We start from the raw sequence: 20,883 nt of genomic DNA, 5'->3' as shown, positions 1-20,883 counted from the left end.
TCTGTCCATGAACCGACGCATCGAGAAATTTTTCCAACACACCAAGCTGCTTTGCTTCGGGCGCTACACGCTGACCGCTCCGATGGAGTCACGACTGGCGTTCGGGCGCGACTTTCCGACACTGCCGAACCGCGCGAAGGATATCGAGCAAGTGATGGAGACCGAACGCGCGAAGATTCTGGCCGGCCACAAGACCGCCGAGATCAACTACTTCGGCAAAGGGCCGACTCCGAGCACATGGCTGATCCGCTCCTTCAGCGACAAGTTCGCGAAAGAACTGGAGCTCGAAAGCTTTCGCATCTACTACGTCGTAGGCCCGCACATCTTCGTCGGAGGCGATGCCACGGCCAAGAGCTACAACGTGACTGCCGATTCGATCCTCCGTGATGCTGTCGAGATCGCCAGCAACCTGCGCACGCGCGAGCCCGACGAAGTCCCCACGGACCAGGGCCTGTGCCACCAATACGGCTTCACTCGTGTCGATGGCTCCCAAGGTCCAGCCTTGTCTCAAGCCGGCCTGCACATGGCCGCCCTGCCCGACGTAGTTTTCAGCGTCCAGAGCAACCAGAGCCAGAGCACCAAGGGCAGCAACGGCTACGGCCTGCTCAAGCTCATCAACGACCGCAAGCGAGATGCAGGCAGCAGCTATCCGAAGCTGACGACGCTGCGCGAAGGCAAGAAGAAGGTCCACGGCTGGGACGGCGAAGAGTCGCTGGTGCGCGAAGCCGATGGTTCGCACGACTTCGAATGGATGTTCATCGGCGAAACCGGCAACGTCGCGCGCCCGGCATTGCTGCAAGCGGCAATGTTCACCAAGGTGGCATCGGACCGCGTGGGTGCGGCCGCAGCCTCCTCGCTCAATGACGAGGAAGCCATCGCGCTGTGGGACAAGCTGCTCGACGGTCTCAAGTTCCGTGTGGCTGTTCCCGGTGCGCCCGCCGAGGCCGTGGCACTCAAGTAGAGGAGCCCGTGCGTGAACAGACGCATCGAGAAATTGTTCGAGCAGACCAAGCTACTGTGCTTCGGGCGCTATGTGCTGACCGTTCCCATCGAATCGATACTGGCGTTCGGACGCGACTTCCCGACCTTGCCGAACCAAGCCAACGATCTCGAGAAAGTAATGGAGGTCGAGCGCTCGAAGATTTTGGCAGACCACAAGACCGCCGAAATCAACTACTTCGGCAAAGGGCCGACTCCGGGCACATGGCTGATCCGCTCCTTCGGCGATAAGTTCGCGAAAGAAATTGGGCTCGAGAGCTTTCGCATCTACTACGTCGTCGGGCCACACATATTCATCAACCGCAGAGGCACTGGCAACGGCGCGACCGCAGAGTCGATTCTTCGCGATACGGTTGAGACCGCCAGCAACCTGCGCACGCGCGAGCCCGACGAAGTCCCCACGGATCAGGGCCTGTGCCACCAATACGGCTTCACCCGTGTCGACGGCTCCCAAGGTCCGGCCTTGTCTCAAGCCGGCCTGCACATCGCCGCCCTGCCCGACGTAGTTTTCAGCGTCCAGAGCAACCAGAGCCAGAGCACCAAGGGCAGCAACGGCTACGGCCTGCTCAAGCTCATCAACGACCGCAAGCGAGACGCCGGCAGCAGCTACCCGAAGCTGACGACGCTGCGCGAGGGAAAGAAGAAAGTCCACGGCTGGGACGGCGAGGAGTCGCTGGTCCGCGAAGCCGATGGTTCGCACGACTTCGAGTGGATGTTCATCGGCGAAACCGGCAACGTCGCGCGCCCGGCATTGCTGCAGGCGGCGATGTTCACCAAGGTGGCATCGGACCGTGTGGGTGCTGCGGCGGCTTCCTCGCTCAACGACGAGGAAGCCATCGCGCTGTGGGACAAGCTGCTCGACGGACTCAAGTTCCGCGTCGCCGTGCCGGGCGCACCGCCCGAAGCGGTGGCGATCAGGTGAAGGAACGGCTTCCTGCCGCTCCCGCCGACCATTCGCTCACCGCGCCGCGTTCCGATCCGAAATCATCTTCGGGCTGATGAAGATCAGCATCTCGGTCTTGTTGTTGACCCGGCTGCGGGTGCGGAACAGCGCGCCGACCATCGGCAACTCGCCCAGCACCGGCACGCGCGATTCCGAGTTGGTGTCCGTCAGCTCGAAGACGCCGCCGATGACGACCGTGCCGCCGTTCTCCACCAGCACTTCGGTCTGGATGTGCTTGGTGTTGATGGCGTAGCCCGCGGTGGTCGACTGGCCCACGGTGTCCTTGTTCACGTCCAGAGCCAGGATGATGTTGCCCTCGGGCGTGATCTGCGGCGTCACCTCCAGCTTGAGGTTGGCCTTGCGGAACGCGATGGAGGTCGCGCCGCTTGACGTTGCCACCTGGTAGGGCAGCTCGGTGCCCTGCTCGATCAGCGCCTTGGTCTGGTCGGCCGTCACCACGCGCGGGCTCGACACCACCTTGCCCTTGCCATCCGCTTCCAGCGCAGAGATCTCGAGGTTGAGCATCTTCGTCAGGCCGGAGTTGAAGAGCGACAGCGCGAAGGTGCCGACCGCGTCGCCCGTCGTGCTGGTCGCGGGCAGGTTGACGAAGCTGGTGCTCGAATAGGTGCTGGTGCTCGTGGTGGTGGTCACGCCGCTCGTGGTACTTGAACTCACGGAAGGTGTTACGCCCACCGACGAGTTCGCGTTGACGAAACCGCCGCCCAGCTTCGCGCCCAGCGATTTGCTGAAGGTGTCGGTCGCCTCGACGAAGCGAGCCTCGATGAGCACCTGCCGTATCGGCACGTCCAGCTTCTGGATGAGCTCGGCCACCTGCGAGAGGCGCGAGGGGATGTCGGTCACGAAGAGCTGGTTGGTGCGCACCTCGGCCAGCACGCTGCCACGCGAGCTCAGGATGCGCGTCGCACCACCCGAGCTGCCGCCGCTGCCTCCACCAGCGCTGCTTCCGGTGCCGGAGAGCCCCTGCGCCACGGTGGCCGCCTTCGCATAGTTGAGCTGGAATGACTGCGTGCGCAGCTGCTCCAGTCCCTGCAAGGTGGCCTGGGCCTCTGCCTTGATCTTGTCCTTGGCGTTGAGCTCGTCCTCGGGCGCGATGCGCAGCACGCTGCCGTTCTTGCGCATGCCGAGGTTCTTCGCCTCCAGGATGATGTCCAGCGCCTGGTCCCAGGGCACGTCCTTGAGCCGCAGCGTGAGCGTGCCGTTGACCGAGTCGGAGGTGACGATGTTGAAGTTGGTGAAGTCCGCGATCACCTGCAGCAGCGAGCGGATCTCGATGTTCTGGAAGTTCAGCGACAGCTTCTCGCCGTTGTAGCCCGTGCCTTGCGTCAGCTTGGTCGGGTCGACTTTGCGCGGGCGCACTTCCACCACGAACTGGCTGTTGCTCTGGTAGGCGCTGTGTTCCCAGTCGCCGCGCGGCTCGATCACCATGCGCACGCGGTCGCCGGCCTGCTGCAGGCTCACCGTCTGCACGGGCGTGCCGAAGTCGGCCACGTCGAGCTTGCGGTTCAGGCCCTCGGGCAGCAGCGACTTGGTGAATTCGACGACGAGGCCCTTGCCCTGCTGGCGGATGTCCACGCCGACCTGGTCGTTGGGCAGGCTCACGATCACACGGCCGGCGCCTTCGGTACCCAGGCGGAAGTCGACGTCGCGCAGCGGCAGCACGTCGCGATTGCGGTTCTCCGCGAATTCGAAGGGAGTGGCGGCCACCAGTGCGGGGCCTGCCGCCGTCTGAAGCGACACCAGCAGCGACTTGCCGCGCACTTCGGTCTTGAAGGCGGTCGCCTGCTTCAGGTTGAGCACGAGGCGCGTGCGCTCGCCGGCCTGCACCACGTTCACGGAGCGCAGGTTGCCCTGGTTCATCTCGATGGCCTCGCGGCCCAGAGTGCTGCTCATGCCCGGAAAGTCGAGCGCGATGCGCGCGGGCGACTGGATGGAGAAGCCGTTGGGCGCAGCGGCCAGCGGCTCGGAAAAATCGACGCGCAGCACTTCGCTGCCTGCCTGCAAGGAGCCCGTGACCGACTCGATCCTGTTCTGCGCCTGCGCCGCCGTGAGCGACCCGAAGGCGACAAGCAGGAACACGGACGCGCGCCACCAGCGCGCGATCGCGAATATCTGTTTGTTCATTTGACTGCCTTGAAACTGCGGCACCTTCTCCTCGCTGCGCTGAGCTTCCCTCCCGAGTGCAGCGTGTTCCACAGACCGCGCAAGCCGTTGCGCGCGGCCGGAACGGGCAGCGCGGCGCCTCTGCGGCGGCCGCGCTGCCCCGTCACATCCTCACGCGATCAGAAAGCGTGTCGGATGCCGAAGTCGTAGCCGGTGGAAGAACGCGGCAAGCCGGTGTAGCTGGTGCCCGTGCTGCCATAGCCGGTGGTGCTGGCCGACACCAGGCTGCCGGTGTAGTTCACGTCGTTGCGGTTGTTCACGCGCGCCACCGTCGCATACAGCGCCGTGCGCTTGGACAGGTTGTGCACGTAGCCGATCGCGAACTTGCGCGCCAGCGGGTCCTCGCCCGTGATGCCGGCCGTGCCTTCGTTGTAGCGCACCTGCGAGTACGCCACGCGGATCAGGCCTGCGCCCACCGGCACCGTCGCGCCGATCAGGTAGCCGTTGTAGCTGTCGTGCGTGTCGGCCACTGCCGCGTAGTCGAACTTGTTCTTCACGTTCGACAGCTCGCCGAAGAGCTTCACCGGACCGAAGTCGTACGAGGCGCCCAGGTTGATGGTCTGCACGCTGCGCTGCAGCGCGGTGGTGTCCACGACGGTGCTGCGGCCCACGCCCAGTGCCACGTCCAGCGGACCGTTGGCGTAGCCGAAGCGCCCACCCACGTAGCGGCCTGCGCTGCTGCTGGAGGCGGCCGTGGTGCTGGTCGCGTCCGTGCTGGCGTTCTCGTGCAGGGCGTACTGGAACTGGCCGTAGAAGCCGCCCAAGTTCGGCGGCAGGAAGTAGCCGATCGAGTTGCTGGCGCGCACGTAGTTGGCGTTGTTGATGGTGGTGTTGCCGCTGACGGTGCTGATGACGTTGGTGCCCGAGCCGTTGGTGCCGAACGGGTCGAAGACGGTGTCGTTCCAGAAGGTGGGCGTGTAGTCGCGGCCCAGGCGCAGTTCACCGAAGCCACCCGACAGGCTCACGGTGGAGCGGCGGGCGAAGGTGGAGATGCCGGTGGCGCCGTCGTCGTTGGTGATGGGCGCTTCGAGCCAGAAGCTCGCGGCCAGGCCACCGCCGAGGTCTTCGGTGCCGCGAAAGCCGATGCGGCTGGAGTTGTAGCCGGAGTTGCCCAGGCTGGTCTTGCTTTGCTTGATCGAGGCGCCGGTGGTGGTGTCGCGCGAGGTCGTCGACTGGTAGGTCAGGCCGGCGTCCACGACGCCGAACAACGTGACGGACGATTGGGCAGAAGCCAGGCCGCAGACGGCCAGGGCGGCGAATGCCGTGAGGGTTTTCTTCATTCAGGGTTCTCCAGTTTCAGGTCTGTTGCGGCCGCTCGGTATCGACCGGCTGTACGCATCGTTTCGTCCAATTCGGGAGGAATTTGGTGGTTTGGTTTTCCTGCGCGCGGAGTGTTGTGCGCGCACATCAGACCTCCGCGCGGGGTCGTTACACCGCCCTTCAAATTTCTCCCAGATCGCCTGAAAAGATCCACGCATGACGAAGCTGGAGATCCGAAGGTGATGCGTTCACGAACCCTGATGGCGGCGGTGTGCGGCGCGCTCGCCATCGCATGCGCCAGCACGAGCATCGCGATGGTCCATCGCACCTCGCAGCTCACGGCCGGCATGTTCGTGGACCACAAGACGCAAAGGACATCCACTGCATCCACGCGCGCACAGGCCGACTCGCATTCGTGGTGGTCCGCCTTCGAAGACCCCGCGATGGACAAGTTGATGGCCGCATCGCGCGACGGCAATGCCGAAGCCGGCATTGCCGCGACCTACATTGCGCTCAAGGTGAAGACGCTGGAGCTGAACTACCTGGAGAACACCCGCGCGGCCGTCGCGCGGCAGACGGCGCTCATCAAGGGCGCGAACCTGCCGCATGACGACTTCGCCAGGCAGCTCGCGCAGCGCGAGGCCGGCGCGCAGGCCAACATCGAGAAGCTGCGGGCGCAGCGCGCGAGCTACCTCGCCTACCTGGCCAAACAGTGCCGCATGACGGAAGCAGCGCTCGGCGAAATGCTCGCCGACGCGCTGCAGGACAAGTCGCTGCCCCGCTTCGCGGCCGAGGTGCCGCGCGAGCTGCCGATGGCGGTGCTTTCCAACAGGAACGACATCAACCTCGCCGCCGCGCTCTACGACGCCGACCCGATGGCGATGCCCGCGGGCACCATCGACGCGGCAGACGACGAGACGCAGGCCATCGACATCGAGGTGCCGGGCAAGCCCCTGTACGCACGCGCGGTCGCGCAGGCGCGCGAACAGGTCGCCGAGGCGCTGCGCCGCCTGCAGATGCAAAGCGACATCGCCAACACCGCCTACGCGCGCGTCGTGAATGCACGCGCGAGCTTCGAGGCTTCGAAGCAGCGACGCGACCGGGGCGAGATTTCCGAAGTGCAGCTCATGGAGGACTTCCAGGGCCTGCTGCTCGACCTGCACGTGCTGGCCGCCGCCAACGGCGAGCTCGCGATCGCGTGGGTCGTTCTCATGGGAAGCATCGGAAGCGGCGCATCCATCGACACCATCGCCGACCCGCGCTCCCCACAAGCCGAGCGCACAGGACAGATCGAGCAATTGCCGTTTCTGCACAAAGTCTCCCGAAAGTTGCGCAATCCTTGAATTCCGAAGGAGCCCCGAATGACCACAGCCCTGCACAAAGTTCCTGCCCGCCCCGTGCTGACACTGGCCGGCCACGGACACAAGAAGCCGGAGCCCGCCGCGCCCGCGCGCCGCATCTGCTCCCCGGACAGCGAACCGGCCAGCACCGCCGCGACCACGCTGGCCATCCAGCAGCTCGCCGCCGCGTTCCAGCCCGCCTTCGGACGCATGCACGTGCTGCGCGACCTCGTCATTCCCATGTACGAAGGCAGCGCCGTTCCCACCGCCCGCTTCGACGTGGCGCTGGTGTGCGAGGCAGGCGTGTACCTGTTCGAGGTGAAGGGCTGGCGCAACGCGGTGGTCTACCGCAAGACCTCCGCGCAAACGGTGCCGCGCTGGTTCCTGCGCCAGCACGGGCACTCGCTGGCACGTGAGGTGAAGGACCCGGCCTGGCAGTGCGGCCGCAAGACCACGCACCTGCGCAGCCTGATGCCTTCCGACCTGCGCGTGCAGTACTTCGTGATGCTGCCCTTCGACGGCGTGGAACTCGAAGGCGTGATGCCCGCCGTCGTCATCACGCCGCAAGACCTGCCCTACATCGCGCGCGTGGCACGCAACAACGGGCGCAACGAGCAGGGCTACCCGATGCTCGACAACGCCGCCATCGACCGCACGCTGCAGCTGCTGACCGACCTGCAGGGCGACCTGACGGTGGACGACCACATGCGCAACTGCCGCGACCGCTGCGCACAACCCGGGGCCCTGAAGCTGCAATGACGCGATGAGCCGCATCCTGCTGGTGGAGGAAGGCCACGACGCCGCCTCGGTGCTGCTCGACGAACTGCGCCGCGCGGGGCACGAGACCGAACACATCGAGGACGGCGCGGTCGCGCTGCACCGCATCCTGACCTCGCCGCCCGCGCTCACCCTGCTCGACGTGGAACTGCCGCGCGTCAGCGGCCTGCAGATACTGGAGAAGATCCGCGCGCGCAGCGACCACCCGATCATCATGCTGACCGCGCTCGCGCAGGAGTCGGACCGGCTGCGCGGCTTCGATCTCGGCGCCGACGACTACGTGTGCAAGCCCTTCTCCCCGCGAGGTTGCGGTGCGCATCGACACCGTGCTGCGCCGCTGCACGCAGCGCCAGCGCGTAGCGCGCCCGGCCATGCCAATCACCTTCGGCGCGGTGCGCGGCTGCGCGATCCTCGACGGCCACTACCTCCCGCTGACGCGGCGCGAGTCGCTGCTGCTGCGCGCGCTCTCCAGGGAGCCGGGCAAGGTGCTGACGCGCTCCAAGCTGCTCGAAGCCGCGTTCCCGGAGGCACTGGACGTCAACGAGCGTGTGGTCGACACGCACATCAAGAACCTCAGGAAGAAGCTGGCCACCGTCTCGGCCGCGCACGACTGGATCCGCTCGGTCTACGGCGTCGGCTTCGCATGGGAATCGCAGGCCAGGCAGGACGCCTGAGCGGACGCCGGCACGCTGCGGCGCGGCGACACGCGCATCACCGCCGACCGGCTCGAATACCGGCCCCCGGGCGACCTTGCCACGGCCTCCGGCAACGTGCACCTGAATCAGGCCGGCAACGTGTACGAAGGCCCCGAGCTGCACCTGAAGGTCGAGAGCTAGCTACCTGGAGCGCGGCTACTCGGTGGTGAAGATGAAGATCGGCGGTTCGCAGTACCCGCTCTTCTGGTACGAAGAGGCCGGCGATCCGCTCGACTACGAACTGCAGGCCAGGCTCGGCGAGGTGTATGCCGGCCCGATGGCAACGGGCGAGAACCTGTTCTCCATGCAGGACACGCGCAACCTCATCCGCCACGGCGGCATGCGCCCCGACCGCGACTGGCTGCAGTTTGCCGGGCCGCAGGTGTCGCCCCCGGCGAGGGGGTTGGCAAAGCGACACGAAGTGCGCGAAGCCTGGGGGAGTACCAGGTTCAAGGATGAAAGCCCGAGCGGCGCACAACCGGCTCCCACTGCGCGCGGTAAGCCTTCAGCATCTGCGTCGTTTCCGCCGCGTTGCTGGACACGGGCGTGATGAAGAGCGCATCGGCCGCCTTCTGCAGGCCCGGGTCCTTCATCACGTCGCGGATCGAATTGGCCAGCAGCTGCACCTTGGCGGGCGGCATGGAAACCGGCGCGAAGAAGGTGTTCCAGCCGTCGGCGTCGATCTTCATGCCAGCCTCGCTGAAGATCGGGATGTTGGGCGCGAAGCTCGCGCGCTTCTTGCCCGAGGTGGCCAGGATGCGGATCTTGCCGGCCACGTGCTGCGGATAGAGCGAGTCGAGCGTGTCGATGGCGATGGGCAGGCTGCCGTTGACGAGGTCGGCCGCCAGCGGCGCCGAGCCGCCATAACCCTTGATCTGCGGCTGCACGCTCAGCGCGTCGCCCACCATCAGGCCGAAGAAGTGCGGCAGGCTGCCGGTGGCGGGGACGCCGAAGACGGCTTCCTCGGGATGAGCCCACAGCCGGCCCACGAGGAACATCGCGCGGTCGAGCTGGAGCTTGCTGCCGACGGCCAATGCGAAGTCATAGCTGCTCACCTGCGAAACGGGCACGAAGTCCTTGTCGGGGTCGTAGCCCGCGTCCTTGATGACCAGCGGCGCGACCACCATCACGGCGGGGTTGCCGAGCATCAGCACGTTCTGCGTGGCGGGCGCGCGCTTCACTTCCTTGGCTGCGAGACGGCCGCCTTCGCCCGGACGGTTTTCCACGCTCACCTGCACGCCGAGCTTCGGCGTGAGCCGCTCGGCAATCAGCCGCGCGATGCGGTCGGTGCTGCCGCCCGGGGCATAGCCGACCACGAGGGTGAGCGGCCCGCCGTCCAGCGCGGCGGGCGCCTGGGCCTGGGCCAGGGGAGCGCAGGCGGCGAGGGCGAGGCCTCCTGCCATGATGAGCTTGCGCCGTGAAAGGAATGAGGGCATCGGATCGGGTCTCCTGCGGACGATGGGCGCGAGCGGACGGGACAGGCGCGGTTTCGCGGCGAAAATCGCGCGCCAAGACTGTTTCCGCTCGTTCAAATTTGTTACTGGTTTATACGTATGGGGAAACAGTTGATCTAATCAACCAACTGCCTGCCGAGGCGGGCGAACCACACTCCCGGCGTTTCCGCAATCACGTCACCCTCACCCCGTATGCGACAAGCTTTCCCCGACGCCGGCGCGCTGCGCACGCCCCGTTCACTGGACGATCTGGTGCTCTACCGCATGGTGCGCGCCGTGCGGGCCGGCAACGGCATGGCGACGCGGCTGGTCGAGGGCGGCTTCGGCATCACGCGCCGCGAGTGGGGAATGATCGCCACGCTCGCGCAGGAGGGCGAGATGACAGCGTCGGCATTGGCCACGCTGCTGCATCTGGACCGCGTACGCACTTCGCGCGGACTGCGCAGCCTGGTCGACAAGAAGCTGGTGCACCGCCGCCAGAACGCGGAGGACCGGCGCGAGGTGCACGTGCGGCTGAGCGCCTCGGGCCAGCAGCTCTTCGGCCGGCTCTTCCCGCGCATCGCGGGGCTGAACACGGAGCTGCTGGAAGGCGTGGCGCCCGCGGACCTGGACGCCTTCCTGCGCTGCCTGCAGCATCTGGAGCAGCGCGGGGAAGCGCTGCTCGCGCAGGGCGTGGTGGCGGAAAAGGCCGACCGCCGCTCGGGCGGCACACGGCACCGCTGGCCCGAGCGCGGCGGCTGACCCGGCGGGCGATCAGGCGGGCGATCAGGCCTGCACGTCCACCACACTCCTCAGCCTTCCCGAAGCACCGCGGCTGGCGCGCTGCGTGCTGGCGGCGCTTTCCTCCAGCGAGGCCATCGCGCTTTGCTGGACGCCGGCGTTGCGCAGCGCGTTCATCTGCTGCTGCAGCATCGCGAGCTTGGCCGCGAGCGCCTCGAGCTGCATCCGGATCGCATCCCGGGCATCCTCGGGCGCGGCGAGCAGCTGGGCCTGCGTCTCGCCGATCTGTTTCTGCGTGGCGGTGATCTGCCGCTGGATCTTCGCGATCTCCACGTTGACGTTAACCCCGCTCCTTGTTGCGCTGCCGCTCGCGCCGATGGCATTCAGCATCACGTTCCTCCTTCGGTTGTCCTGCATGGAAAGGATCTATATCGGCAGCCGGCGCGAAAAATAGAGGGCCGCCCCTGATCGCCCCGCGATCGCTTGCACGGCCGGGATCGCGAACTAGACTGAAATGCGAGGGCACCCGCGGTGCCGGGGGCCAAGGAGCCTGCCATGTACAAGCGTGTTCTCGTGGCTACCGACGGCTCGGCGCTGTCGGAGCAAGCGGTCAATGCCGCCATCGAGCTGGCCCTGCTCTGCAATGCCGAACTGGTGAGCGTCACCGTCGCGCACATCGAGCCTACCGGCTACTTCGAAGGTTCGATGATGCTGAGCCTGCGCGACATCGAGGCCGCGCAGGAGCAGTCGGACCAGGCCGCGCGCCGGCTGGTCGACAAGTCGGTCGCCACCGCGACCGCCAGGGGCGTGCGCAATCCGAGGGCCGTGGTCATGAAGTCGAACCAGGTGGCCGAGGCCATCATCGCGGCCGCGAAGAATCAGCAGTGCGACCTGATCGTGATGGCCTCGCACGGCCGGCGCAGCCTGGCGCGCCTGCTGATGGGCAGCGAGACGCTGCACGTGCTGACGCACTCGCACATCCCGGTGCTGGTGCTGCGCTAGCGGCGCCAGCCCTCTCCTCCTCGGCCTCCTCCTCAGCTCGCGTACCGCTTCTCCAGCGCGTCGAGTTCGGGCTTGCCCACCAGCCGCTGGCGTTCCGCGAAGGGCACGACCAGCGCCGGGTCTTCGTCCACGCGCCTGGTGTCGCGCAGCACCGTCAGCGCCTTCTGCATGCCGGCGACCGCGCCCTGCAGCGCGGCGTTGGCATACAGCACGATGCCGTAGCCCAGCCCGGCGAGTTCCTCGGCGCCGAAGATCGGCGTCCTGCCGCCGATCACCATGTTCATGAGCTGCGGCTTCTTCAGCCGCTGCGGCAGCGCGCGGATCTCGTCGGCCGTGGTCACGGCCTCCACGAAGAGGATGTCGGCACCGGCCTCGCTGAATTTCTGCGCGCGCTCGATGGCGGCCTCGAAGCCCAGCGTGGCGGCCGCGTCGGTGCGGGCCATGACCAGCAGGTCGGGGTCGGTGCGCGCGTCGACCGCGGCCTTGATCTTGCTCACGGCCTCCCCGGTGGAGATCACGTCCTTGCCCGAGAAATGGCCGCAGCGCTTGGGCGCTACCTGGTCCTCGAACTGGATGCAGTCGGCGCCCGCGCGCTCCAGCACGCGCACGGTGTGGCGCACGTTGAGCGCATTGCCGAAGCCGGTGTCGGCGTCCACGATCAGCGGCAGGCCCACGGCGTCGCGGATGCGCGCCGTGTGGTCGGCGATCTCGTGCAGGCCCATGAAGCCCTGGTCGGGCAGGCCGAACCACATGTTGGTGACGCCCGCGCCGGTGACGTAGATGGCCTCGAAGCCCAGGTCCTCGATCACGCGCGCCGACAGCGCATTGAAGGCGCCCGGCACCAGCACGCCCCGGCGCGCTTCGGCCAGGGCTCGGAGAGTCTTGCGAGTCGACATCGGTTCTTCCTTGTTGTCCTGTTTGATTCGATCCTGAAGCGTCAGAGGGTATCGCCGGGCACGCGCACCCAGCCTTCCATCAGCACGCGGGCGCTGCGGCTCATCACAGCCTTGGTCACGCGCCACTCGCCATCGGCCTGGCTGGCCTGCGCGCCCACGCGCAGCGTGCCCGAGGGATGGCCGAAGCGCACCGCCGAGCGCTCGCCGCCGCCGGCCGCGAGATTGACCAGCGTGCCCGGAATGGCCGCCGCCGTGCCGATGGCCACCGCCGCCGTGCCCATCATGGCGTGGTGCAGCTTGCCCATCGACAGCGCACGGACCAGCAGGTCGACATCGCCCGCCGCGACCGGCTTGCCGCTGGAAGCCGTGTAGCTCGCGGGCCTGGCGACGAACGCGACCTTGGGCGTGTGCTGCCGCCCTGCCGCTTCGCCGACGTGCCCGATGAGTCCCATGCGCACCGCGCCGTGCGCGCGGATCGCTTCGAACTTCGCGAGCGCGGCGGCGTCGCCGTTGATCGCGTCCTGCAGTTCGGTGCCCGTGTAGCCGATGGCCTCGGCCTGCACGAAGATGGTCGGGATGCCGGCGTTGATCATCGTCGCGCGCAGCGTGCCGACGCCGGGCACTTCGAGCTCGTCGACCAGATTGCCGGTCGGGAACATCGCGCCGCCTGCGCCCTCTTCTTCCGCAGCCGGGTCCATGAATTCGAGCTGCACCTCGGCGGCCGGGAAGGTCACGCCGTCGAGCCCGAAGTCGCCGGTTTCCTGCACCGCGCCATCGCTGATGGGCACGTGCGCAACGATGGTCTTTCCGATGTTGGCCTGCCAGATGCGCACCACCGCCACGCCGTTGCGCGGCAGGCAGCTGCCGTCGACCAGGCCGTTGGCGATGGCGAAGGGGCCGACGGCCGCCGAGAGGTTGCCGCAGTTGCCGCTCCAGTCGACGAAAGGCTGGCCGATCGACACCTGGCCGAAGAGATAGTCCACGTCGTGGCCGGGCCTGTCGCTCTTCGAAAGAATCACCGCCTTGCTGGTGCTGGAGGTGGCGGCGCCCATGCCGTCGATCTGCTTGCCGTAGGGGTCGGGGCTGCCGACGACGCGCAGCAGCAGCGCGTCGCGCGCCTTGCCGGCCACCTGCGCGGCCTTGGGAAGGTCCTGCAGGCGGAAGAACACGCCCTTGCTGGTGCCGCCGCGCATGTAGGTGGCGGGAATCCTGATCTGTGGTCCGAAGGAAGCCATGGGCTGCGATTCTCGGTTCATGCGGCCACGGGTGTGGCGCAGGCGAGGAAATCCTGCGCGAAGCGCTGCAGCACACCGCCCGCTTCGTAAATCGACACTTCCTCTGCGGTATCGAGGCGGCAGGTCATCGGCACTTCGAGCCGCTCGCCGTTGCGGCGGCGGACCACCAGCGTGAGGTCGGCGCGCGGCTCGCGCGCGCCGGTCACGTCGTAGGTCTCGGTGCCGTCCAGGCCCAGCGTCAGGCGACTGGTGCCGGGCTTGAATTCGAGCGGCAGCACGCCCATGCCGATCAGGTTGGTGCGGTGGATGCGCTCGAAGCCCTCGGCCGCGATGGCCTCCACGCCCGCGAGGCGCACGCCCTTGGCGGCCCAGTCGCGCGAGGAGCCCTGGCCGTAGTCGGCACCCGCCACGATGATCAGCGGCTGCCTGCACAGCATGTAGGTCTCGATGGCCTCCCACATGCGCATGACCTGCCCTTCGGGCTCCACGCGCGCCAGCGAGCCGGCGCGCACGCTGCCGTCTTCCTTGCGCACCATCTCGTTTTTGAGCGTGGGGTTGGCGAAGGTGGCGCGCTGCGCCGTGAGGTGGTCGCCGCGATGGGTGGCGTAGGAATTGAAGTCCTCCTCGGGCAGGCCCATTTTGTGGAGGTACTCGCCGGCCGCGCTGTCCATGAGGATCGCGTTGGAGGGCGAAAGGTGGTCGGTGGTGATGTTGTCCGGCAGGATCGCCAGCGGCCGCATGCCCCTGAGCGTGCGCTCGCCGGCCAGCGCGCCTTCCCAGTAGGGCGGGCGGCGGATGTAGGTGGAGGCGGCGCGCCAGTCGTACAGCGGCGCCACCTTGTCGCCGGTGTCGGGCCGGATCTCGAACATCGGCTCGTACACCTCGCGGAAGTGCGCGGGCTTCACGCTGGACTTCACGATGGCGTCGATCTCCGCGTCGTCGGGCCAGATGTCCTTCAGCCGCACCTCCCTGCCGTCGACCACGGCGAGCACGTCGCGCTCGATGTCGAAGCGCACGGTGCCGGCGATCGCGTAGGCCACCACCAGCGGCGGCGAGGCAAGGAAGGCCTGCCGCGCATACGGGTGGATGCGGCCGTCGAAGTTGCGGTTGCCCGAGAGCACGGCGGTCGCGTACAGGTCGCGCTCGACGATCTCCTGCCGTATCGCCGGATCGAGCGCGCCCGACATGCCGTTGCACGAGGTGCAGGCATAGGCCACCACGCCGAAGCCGAGCTGCTCCAGCTCGCCCATCAGGCCGGCCTCTTGCAGGTACAGCGTCACCGCCTTGGAACCCGGCGCCAGCGATGACTTGACCCACGGCTTGCGCACGAGCCCCAGCCGGTTGGCATTGCGCGCCAGCAGGCCGGCGGCAATCACGTTGCGCGGGTTGCTGGTATTGGTGCAGCTGGTGATGGCCGCGATGATCACGGCGCCGTCGGGCATGCGGCCCGGCTCGTCGCTCCAGGGCGCCGCGATGCCGCGCGCGGCGAGCTCGGTCGTGGCCACGCGCGCATGCGGATTCGACGGGCCCGCCATGTTGCGCACCACCGTCGAGAGATCGAAGTGCAGCACGCGCTCGTACACCGCGTCCTTCAGCGCATCGGCCCACAGGCCGGTGTGCTTCGCATAGGTTTCCACCAGCCGCACCTGCTCGTCGCTTCGGCCGGTGAGGCGCAGGTAGTCGATGGTCTGCTGGTCGATGGCGAACATCGCGGCCGTGGCGCCGTACTCGGGCGCCATGTTGGAGATGGTCGCGCGGTCGCCCAGCGTGAGGCTGGCCGCGCCCTCGCCGTGGAACTCCAGGTACGCGCCCACCACCCTCGACTGGCGCAGGAACTCGGTCAGCGCCAGCACCACGTCGGTGGCGGTGATGCCCGGCTGCGGCCGGCCCGAGAGCTTCACGCCGACGATGACGGGCAGGCGCATCCACGAGGCCCGGCCCAGCATCACGTTCTCGGCCTCCAGCCCGCCCACGCCGATGGCGATGACGCCCAGCGCGTCGACGTGCGGCGTGTGGCTGTCGGTGCCGACCAGCGTGTCGGGGAAGGCCACGCCGTCCTGCGCATGCACCACGGGCGACATCCGCTCCAGGTTGATCTGATGCATGATCCCGTTGCCCGGCGGTATCACCTCCACGTTCCTGAAGGCCCGCTTCGTCCAGTCGATGAAGTGGAAGCGGTCTTCGTTGCGCCGGTCCTCGATGGCGCGGTTCTTCGCGAAGGCGTCGGGGTCGAAGCCGCCGCACTCCACCGCCAGCGAATGGTCCACGATGAGCTGCACCGGCACCACCGGGTTCACCTGCGCCGGGTCGCCGCCCTGCTCGGCGATGGCATCGCGCAGGCCGGCCAGGTCGACCAGCGCGGTCTGGCCCAGGATGTCGTGGCACACCACGCGCGCCGGAAACCACGGAAAGTCGTGCTCGCGCCGGCCCTCGACGATCTGCCGCAGGCTCTGCTCGAGGATGGCCGGATCGCAGCGGCGCACGAGATTCTCGGCGTGCACGCGCGAGGTGTAGGGCAGCGTGACCCAGGCGCCGGGACGCAGGGCCTCGACGGCTTCGCGCGCGTCGAAATGGTCCAGCGTGGTGCCGGGAAGGTTCTTGCGGTACTGGGTATTCATGGGGGCGGCGATCGGGCCTCTTCTGCGATGTCTTGTCTCGTCTTCTTCTCTTTTTACTTCCGATCCTGGATCGGCGCGAACTTCAGGTCTTCCGGCCCGGTGTAGTTGGCGCTGGGCCGGATGATCTTGTTGTCGATGCGCTGCTCGATGATGTGCGCCGCCCAGCCCGAGGTGCGCGCGATGACGAAGAGCGGCGTGAACATGGCCGTGGGCACGCCCATCATGTGATAGCTCACGGCGCTGAACCAGTCGAGGTTGGGAAACATCTTCTTGACCTCCCACATCACGCCTTCGAGCCGCTCGGCGATGTCGAACATCTTGGTCGAACCGGCCTCCTGCGACAGCGACCTCGCCACGCCCTTGATGACCACGTTGCGCGGATCGCTCACGGTGTAGACCGGGTGGCCGAAGCCGATCACCACTTCCCTGGCCTCGACGCGGCGGCGGATGTCGGCCTCGGCTTCGCCGGGCGAGTCGTAGCGCTTCTGGATCTCGAAGGCCACCTCGTTGGCGCCGCCGTGCTTGGGCCCGCGCAGCGCGCCGATGGCGCCGGTGATGGCCGAGTACATGTCGGAGCCGGTGCCCGCCACCACGCGCGCGGTGAAGGTCGAAGCGTTGAACTCGTGCTCGGCGTAGAGATTGAGCGAGGTGTGCATCGCGCGCACCCAGGCTTGCGAAGGTTTCCGGCCATGCAGCAGGTGGAGGAAGTGGCCGCCGATGGAGTCGTCGTCGGTCTCCACGTCGATGCGCTTGCCCTGCGTGGACCAGTGATACCAGTACAGAAGCATCGAGCCCAGCGAAGCCATCAGCCGGTCGGCGATGTCGCGCGCGCCCGGCAGGTTGTGGTCTTCCTTCTCGGGCAGCATGCAGCCCAGCGACGAGACGCCGGTGCGCATCACGTCCATCGGGTGCGCGCCGGCGGGCAGTTGCTCCAGCGCTTCCTTCAGGCTCGCGGGCAGGCCGCGCATCGACTTGAGCCTGGCCTTGTAGGCGCGCAGCTCCGCGGCCGTGGGCAGCTTGCCGTGCACCAGCAGGTGCGCGATTTCCTCGAACTCGCAGACCTCGGCGATGTCGAGGATGTCGTAGCCGCGGTAGTGCAGGTCGTTGCCGGTGCGCCCGACGGTGCACAGCGCGGTGTTGCCGGCGGTCACGCCGGACAGGGCCACGGACTTCTTCGGCTTGAAGCCGGTTGCGGCTTCGGTGGAGGCCTCGGCGGGGGTGGCGATGTCGTTCATGCTGCTTCCTTTTCTGGATTCGGTTGTGCGTTGGGGATGCGCCTGGGCCGTCCGCTCTTGTCCACGGCGACCATCTCGAAGAAGGAGCTCAGCGCCTCGCGCGGCGCCTGCCCCAGTTGCTCGAAGCTGCCAGTGACGCTGACGGTGAGCGAGCTGCGGCCCTGCCGGCTGACCCAGGCGCGCAGCCGCAGCACGCTGCCGACCGGCACGGGCGCGAGGAACTGCGTGTCACCGCAGCCGGCCATGACCACGTCGGCCTGCGCGAAGTCGCGCGCCGCCAGGAAGGCCGCCTTGGACATCAGCATCAGCGCATTGCCGCCGAACAGCGTGCCGTAGTGGTTCGCATGCTCCGGGAACACGATTTCCGTGAGCTCGAGTGCCGTGTTCCGGTTTGTCATGATTCGCAATTTACGCAAATGCGCACCCATAATGAAGGACTGAATTGGCCAATCATTGCGAATGGAAAGCACCTGATTTGCGAATATTGCGAACACCACAGAGGCAGCAAGGAGCCGCAAGATGAGCAAGACCTTCATGGGCGTGCGCCTGCGCAAGCTGCGCGCCGAGCGCGGCATGACGCAGGTGGCGCTGGCGCAGGCGCTGGGCCTGTCGCCCAGCTACCTGAACCAGCTGGAGCAGAACCAGCGGCCGCTCACCGTGGCCGTGCTGCTCAAGATCAGCCGCACGCTCGGCGTCGACGTGCAGCAGTTCTCGGAAGACGAGGAAGCCCGCCTGGTCTCGGGCATGCGCGATGCGCTGGCCGACAACCCCGGCGGTGAAGCCGTCGCCCTGCCCGAGCTGCGCGAAGTGGCCTCGCAGATGCCAGCCGTGGCGCGTGCGCTGCTGGCGCTGCACCGCCGCCACCAGGAAGCGATGGAGCGGCTGGAGATCATGGCCACCGAACTCGGCGACGGACGCGGCGAACTCACGAACGCACGGCCGATGCCCTTCGAGGCGGTGCGCGACTTCTTCTTCGCCCACCAGAACCATTTCGAGGAGCTGGACCTGCAGGCGGAAAAGCTCGCGGACGAAGCGCGCGGCCGCGGCGGCCCGCTGTCGGAATGGCTGCAGCAGCGCCTTTCGAAGCAGCACGGCGTGCACGTGGTGTCCACCGACGAAGACGCCATCGACAGCCAGCGCCGCTACGACCCTGCCAGCCGCGTGCTGCACCTGTCGGCCAGCCTCGAGCCCGGGCAGCAGGCCTTCCAGCTCGCGACCCAGCTGGCGCTGCTGGAGCAGGCGCGGCTGATCGAGTCGCTGCTGCAGGGCGCCAACTTCAACGACGACGCGCCCACGCATGCGCTGGCCCGCATCGGACTGGCGAACTACTTCGCCAGCGCCATGCTGCTGCCCTACGGCCTGTTCCTGAAGACGGCGGAAGCCCTGCGCTACGACATCGACCTGCTGGCGCGCCGCTTCGGCGTGGGCTTCGAGACGGTCTGCCACCGCCTGAGCTCGATGCAGCGGCCCGGCGCGCCGGGCGTGCCTTTCTTCTTCATCCGCGTGGACCGTGCCGGCAACATCTCGAAGCGGCAGTCGGCCACGCACTTCCACTTCTCGAAGACTGGCGGCACCTGCCCGCTGTGGAACGTGTACGAGGCCTTCGCGCAGCCCGGGCGGGTACTGCGGCAGCTCGCGCGCATGCCCGACGGGCGCACCTATCTCTGGGTGGCGCGCACGGTGTCGCACGGACAGCGCGGCTTCGGCTCACCGAGCAAGACCTTCGCGATCGGCCTGGGCTGCGACATCCGGCATGCGTCGAGGCTGATCTATTCCAAGGGCCTCGACCTCGCGGACCAGGAAGCGCCCACGCCCATCGGCATGGGCTGCAAGGTGTGCGAGCGCACGGCCTGCCCGCAGCGGGCGTTCCCCTTCATCGGGCGGGCGCTGGACGTGAACGAAAACGAAAGCCGGTTCACGCCCTACGCGGTGGCGAACGCCTAGACGGCCGACACCGCGGCCGATGCGACAGCACGGCCGTCACCGAAGACCGGCGGCGCCTTGACGATCGAAGTCAGCGCCGGCTCGGCCACGCGCAGCGCGGCGAGGTCGGGGCGCGGACGGCGCAGCTCAGGGTTCGACGAGAACGCCGCCTCCATCGCATGCGCCGCGCCCAGCAGCTGGTGGTCGGCCCTGAACCCGCCCACCACCTGCAGCCCGAAAGGCATGCCCGCGTGGTCGAGGCCGCAGGGCAGCGTTATCGCCGGATGCGTGGTCAGCGTGACCACGTAGGTCAGTGCCAGCCAGCGGTAGTAGTTGGCCTGCGGCTCGCCGTTGATGGTGGCGGCGTAGAGCTGCGTCCAGGGGAAGGGCGAGACGGGTGTGGTCGGCGACAGCACGAGGTCGTAGTCGGCGAAGGTGGCCTGGAAGCGCTTCAGCAGCCGGGTCTGCTCGGCCTGCGCCCAGGCGCTGTCGAGCAGGCTCATCTTCGCGCCCATCTCGTAGTTGGCGCGCGGGTTGGGGCCGAGGCTGTCCGGATCGCGCTCGTAGGCCGCCTGCATGCCGGCCACGAAGGCCTCGGCGCGCAGCACGTCGAAGCAGCGGTGCGCCTCGCCCATGTCGAACTCGACCTTGTCGCAGCGGCCGAACAGGTGCCGCATCGCTTCGATCTTGTGGCGGAAGGTGGCGCGGATGCCGTCGTCCACCGCGCAGATGCCGAAGTCTTCGGTCCATGCCACGCGCAGCCGCCCCAGGTCGACGGGCGGTGGCGCGAGGAATGACATCGGGTCGAGCGGATAGCTCAGCGGATCGCCCGCGCACATGCCGGCGGAGGCGGCGAGCTGCAGGCAGGCCTCCTCCACGGTGCGGCCCATGGGGCCGACGACCGAAATGGGCGTCCAGCCCAGCGGCTTGCGCACGCTGGGCACCACGCCTGGCGATGGCCTGAAGCCCACCACGCCGCACTTCGCGGCCGGAATGCGCAGCGAGCCGCCGGTGTCGGAGCCGGTGCACACTGGCAGCATGTCGCACGCCAGCGCGGCCGCCGAGCCGCCCGATGAACCGCCCGCGTTGAGGTTCGGATTGAAGGGATTGCCGGTGGCGCCCCAGACGTCGTTGCGCGAGTTGGCACCCGCGCCCATCTCGGGCACGTTGGTCTTGCCCGCGACGACGGCGCCCGCGCGGCGCAGGCGCGCCACGAGTTCGATGTCTTCCGTCGGCACGTGGTCGCGGTAGATCGGCGAGCCCCAGGTGGTGAGCAGGCCCTCGGTGGGCTCCAGGTCCTTCACGCCCATCGGCAGGCCGTGCAGCAGGCCCAGCGCGTCGCCGCGCATCACGGCGCCTTCGGCCGCCTTCGCCTCAGCGCGCGCGCGGTCGAAGCAGGTGGCGGTGACTGCGTTGACGAAGGGGTTCAGGCGCTCGATGCGCGCGATGCATGCCTCCAGCAGCTCGACGGGCGAGACCTGCTTGCTGCCGATGAGGCGGCGCAGTTCGACAGCGGATTTTTCGACGAGTTCGGTGGCGGAATCGTGGGTTGTTTTGGCAGGGGTCATCGATGTCTCTTGTTCTGGGCATGGCGCTGCGCATTCG

The 20,883-nt window shown here is 67.7% G+C and carries 17 protein-coding genes and 2 pseudogenes; 9 read left to right on the top strand and 10 right to left on the bottom strand.

The genetic code is table 11. The features are described from left to right. The first annotated feature begins 7 nt into the window (after positions 1-7). Complete coding sequence (locus tag AC1VNX_RS07705; protein WP_483156172.1) at positions 8-961, top strand: T6SS immunity protein Tli4 family protein; 954 nt, start codon at positions 8-10, stop codon at positions 959-961. 12 nt (positions 962-973) lie between these two features. Further along, positions 974-1,921, top strand: coding sequence for a T6SS immunity protein Tli4 family protein (locus AC1VNX_RS07700; RefSeq protein ID WP_483156171.1), 948 nt, complete (start codon positions 974-976; stop codon positions 1,919-1,921). 36 nt (positions 1,922-1,957) lie between these two features. On the opposite strand, the gene AC1VNX_RS07695 is transcribed toward AC1VNX_RS07700, so the two are convergent. Together AC1VNX_RS07695 and AC1VNX_RS07690 are read right to left on the bottom strand one after the other, a co-directional pair. Then, complete coding sequence (locus AC1VNX_RS07695; RefSeq protein WP_483156170.1) at positions 1,958-4,084, bottom strand: type IV pilus secretin PilQ; 2,127 nt, start codon at positions 4,082-4,084, stop codon at positions 1,958-1,960. Positions 4,085-4,242: 158 nt separating this feature from the next. Further along, entirely contained in the window at positions 4,243-5,403 is a 1,161-nt protein-coding gene (locus AC1VNX_RS07690; RefSeq protein WP_483156169.1) for a porin, read from the bottom strand. Positions 5,404-5,625: 222 nt separating this feature from the next. Here AC1VNX_RS07690 and AC1VNX_RS07685 point away from each other — a divergent pair, with 222 nt between their 5' ends. The 4 genes and pseudogenes from AC1VNX_RS07685 to AC1VNX_RS07670 all read left to right on the top strand — a co-directional run. Continuing rightward, a complete protein-coding gene (locus tag AC1VNX_RS07685) occupies positions 5,626-6,726 on the top strand; it encodes a hypothetical protein (protein ID WP_483156168.1) in 1,101 nt (366 codons plus the stop codon). Positions 6,727-6,744: 18 nt separating this feature from the next. Next, the gene (locus AC1VNX_RS07680) at positions 6,745-7,482 is read left to right on the top strand and encodes a nuclease-related domain-containing protein (protein ID WP_483156167.1); all 738 of its coding nucleotides are present in this window, start codon (positions 6,745-6,747) and stop codon (positions 7,480-7,482) included. Between the two features lie 4 nt (positions 7,483-7,486). After that, a pseudogene (locus tag AC1VNX_RS07675) lies at positions 7,487-8,174 on the top strand (response regulator). 148 nt (positions 8,175-8,322) lie between these two features. After that, positions 8,323-8,565, top strand: a pseudogene (locus tag AC1VNX_RS07670) (mandelate racemase); the annotation flags it as partial. A gap of 79 nt (positions 8,566-8,644) precedes the next feature. Here the strand turns inward: AC1VNX_RS07670 and AC1VNX_RS07665 are convergent. Next, complete coding sequence (locus tag AC1VNX_RS07665; protein WP_483156166.1) at positions 8,645-9,631, bottom strand: tripartite tricarboxylate transporter substrate-binding protein; 987 nt, start codon at positions 9,629-9,631, stop codon at positions 8,645-8,647. A 210-nt stretch (positions 9,632-9,841) separates the two neighbouring features. Between AC1VNX_RS07665 and AC1VNX_RS07660 the strand changes: the two genes are divergently transcribed. Next, positions 9,842-10,390: a MarR family winged helix-turn-helix transcriptional regulator gene (locus tag AC1VNX_RS07660; protein WP_483156165.1), complete on the top strand. Its 549-nt coding sequence runs from the start codon at positions 9,842-9,844 to the stop codon at positions 10,388-10,390. 24 nt (positions 10,391-10,414) lie between these two features. Here AC1VNX_RS07660 and AC1VNX_RS07655 read toward each other — a convergent pair whose 3' ends face one another. Next, positions 10,415-10,759, bottom strand: coding sequence for a hypothetical protein (locus AC1VNX_RS07655; protein WP_483156164.1), 345 nt, complete (start codon positions 10,757-10,759; stop codon positions 10,415-10,417). 165 nt (positions 10,760-10,924) lie between these two features. Here AC1VNX_RS07655 and AC1VNX_RS07650 point away from each other — a divergent pair, with 165 nt between their 5' ends. Continuing rightward, positions 10,925-11,371, top strand: a complete 447-nt coding sequence (locus AC1VNX_RS07650; RefSeq protein ID WP_483156163.1) for a universal stress protein — start codon at positions 10,925-10,927, stop codon at positions 11,369-11,371. Positions 11,372-11,403: 32 nt separating this feature from the next. On the opposite strand, the gene AC1VNX_RS07645 is transcribed toward AC1VNX_RS07650, so the two are convergent. From AC1VNX_RS07645 to AC1VNX_RS07625, 5 genes are read right to left on the bottom strand one after another with little or no spacing between them, the layout of a single operon-like run. Next, a complete protein-coding gene (locus AC1VNX_RS07645) occupies positions 11,404-12,267 on the bottom strand; it encodes an isocitrate lyase/PEP mutase family protein (protein ID WP_483156162.1) in 864 nt (287 codons plus the stop codon). 41 nt (positions 12,268-12,308) lie between these two features. Next, on the bottom strand, positions 12,309-13,502 hold the full coding sequence (gene prpF, locus AC1VNX_RS07640) for a 2-methylaconitate cis-trans isomerase PrpF (RefSeq protein WP_483156161.1): 1,194 nt from the start codon (positions 13,500-13,502) through the stop codon (positions 12,309-12,311). Between the two features lie 17 nt (positions 13,503-13,519). Further along, positions 13,520-16,120: a Fe/S-dependent 2-methylisocitrate dehydratase AcnD gene (acnD, locus tag AC1VNX_RS07635; RefSeq protein ID WP_483156160.1), complete on the bottom strand. Its 2,601-nt coding sequence runs from the start codon at positions 16,118-16,120 to the stop codon at positions 13,520-13,522. Between the two features lie 53 nt (positions 16,121-16,173). Beyond that, entirely contained in the window at positions 16,174-17,355 is a 1,182-nt protein-coding gene (gene prpC, locus AC1VNX_RS07630; RefSeq protein WP_483156159.1) for a bifunctional 2-methylcitrate synthase/citrate synthase, read from the bottom strand. Next, positions 17,352-17,753 carry an acyl-CoA thioesterase gene (locus tag AC1VNX_RS07625; RefSeq protein ID WP_483156158.1) on the bottom strand — a complete coding sequence of 134 codons (402 nt, stop codon included), beginning with the start codon at positions 17,751-17,753 and terminating at the stop codon, positions 17,352-17,354. The genes prpC and AC1VNX_RS07625 overlap by 4 nt, the downstream gene beginning before the upstream one ends. Positions 17,754-17,874: 121 nt before the next feature. On the opposite strand from AC1VNX_RS07625, the gene AC1VNX_RS07620 reads away from it, so the two are divergent. Next, positions 17,875-19,299 (top strand): short-chain fatty acyl-CoA regulator family protein, encoded by a 1,425-nt coding sequence (locus AC1VNX_RS07620; protein ID WP_483156157.1) that lies wholly within the window; start codon positions 17,875-17,877, stop codon positions 19,297-19,299. On the opposite strand, the gene AC1VNX_RS07615 is transcribed toward AC1VNX_RS07620, so the two are convergent. Continuing rightward, a complete protein-coding gene (locus tag AC1VNX_RS07615; RefSeq protein WP_483156156.1) occupies positions 19,296-20,846 on the bottom strand; it encodes an amidase in 1,551 nt (516 codons plus the stop codon). The two genes, AC1VNX_RS07620 and AC1VNX_RS07615, sit on opposite strands and share 4 nt — an antisense overlap. Positions 20,847-20,883 lie beyond the last annotated feature (37 nt).

The organism is Variovorax sp. TLI9-5A, assembly GCF_056867935.1.
This window is presented reverse-complemented; position numbering and strand designations above follow the sequence as displayed.

Coding starts and splice junctions, on each gene's coding strand:
- AC1VNX_RS07705 (WP_483156172.1), top strand. CDS start 8: ATGAACCGACGCATCGAGAAATTTTTCCAACACACCAAGCTGCTTTGC.
- AC1VNX_RS07695 (WP_483156170.1), bottom strand. CDS start 4,084: ATGAACAAACAGATATTCGCGATCGCGCGCTGGTGGCGCGCGTCCGTG.
- AC1VNX_RS07690 (WP_483156169.1), bottom strand. CDS start 5,403: ATGAAGAAAACCCTCACGGCATTCGCCGCCCTGGCCGTCTGCGGCCTG.
- AC1VNX_RS07685 (WP_483156168.1), top strand. CDS start 5,626: ATGCGTTCACGAACCCTGATGGCGGCGGTGTGCGGCGCGCTCGCCATC.
- AC1VNX_RS07680 (WP_483156167.1), top strand. CDS start 6,745: ATGACCACAGCCCTGCACAAAGTTCCTGCCCGCCCCGTGCTGACACTG.
- AC1VNX_RS07665 (WP_483156166.1), bottom strand. CDS start 9,631: ATGCCCTCATTCCTTTCACGGCGCAAGCTCATCATGGCAGGAGGCCTC.
- AC1VNX_RS07660 (WP_483156165.1), top strand. CDS start 9,842: ATGCGACAAGCTTTCCCCGACGCCGGCGCGCTGCGCACGCCCCGTTCA.
- AC1VNX_RS07655 (WP_483156164.1), bottom strand. CDS start 10,759: ATGCTGAATGCCATCGGCGCGAGCGGCAGCGCAACAAGGAGCGGGGTT.
- AC1VNX_RS07650 (WP_483156163.1), top strand. CDS start 10,925: ATGTACAAGCGTGTTCTCGTGGCTACCGACGGCTCGGCGCTGTCGGAG.
- AC1VNX_RS07645 (WP_483156162.1), bottom strand. CDS start 12,267: ATGTCGACTCGCAAGACTCTCCGAGCCCTGGCCGAAGCGCGCCGGGGC.
- prpF (WP_483156161.1), bottom strand. CDS start 13,502: ATGGCTTCCTTCGGACCACAGATCAGGATTCCCGCCACCTACATGCGC.
- acnD (WP_483156160.1), bottom strand. CDS start 16,120: ATGAATACCCAGTACCGCAAGAACCTTCCCGGCACCACGCTGGACCAT.
- prpC (WP_483156159.1), bottom strand. CDS start 17,355: ATGAACGACATCGCCACCCCCGCCGAGGCCTCCACCGAAGCCGCAACC.
- AC1VNX_RS07625 (WP_483156158.1), bottom strand. CDS start 17,753: ATGACAAACCGGAACACGGCACTCGAGCTCACGGAAATCGTGTTCCCG.
- AC1VNX_RS07620 (WP_483156157.1), top strand. CDS start 17,875: ATGAGCAAGACCTTCATGGGCGTGCGCCTGCGCAAGCTGCGCGCCGAG.
- AC1VNX_RS07615 (WP_483156156.1), bottom strand. CDS start 20,846: ATGACCCCTGCCAAAACAACCCACGATTCCGCCACCGAACTCGTCGAA.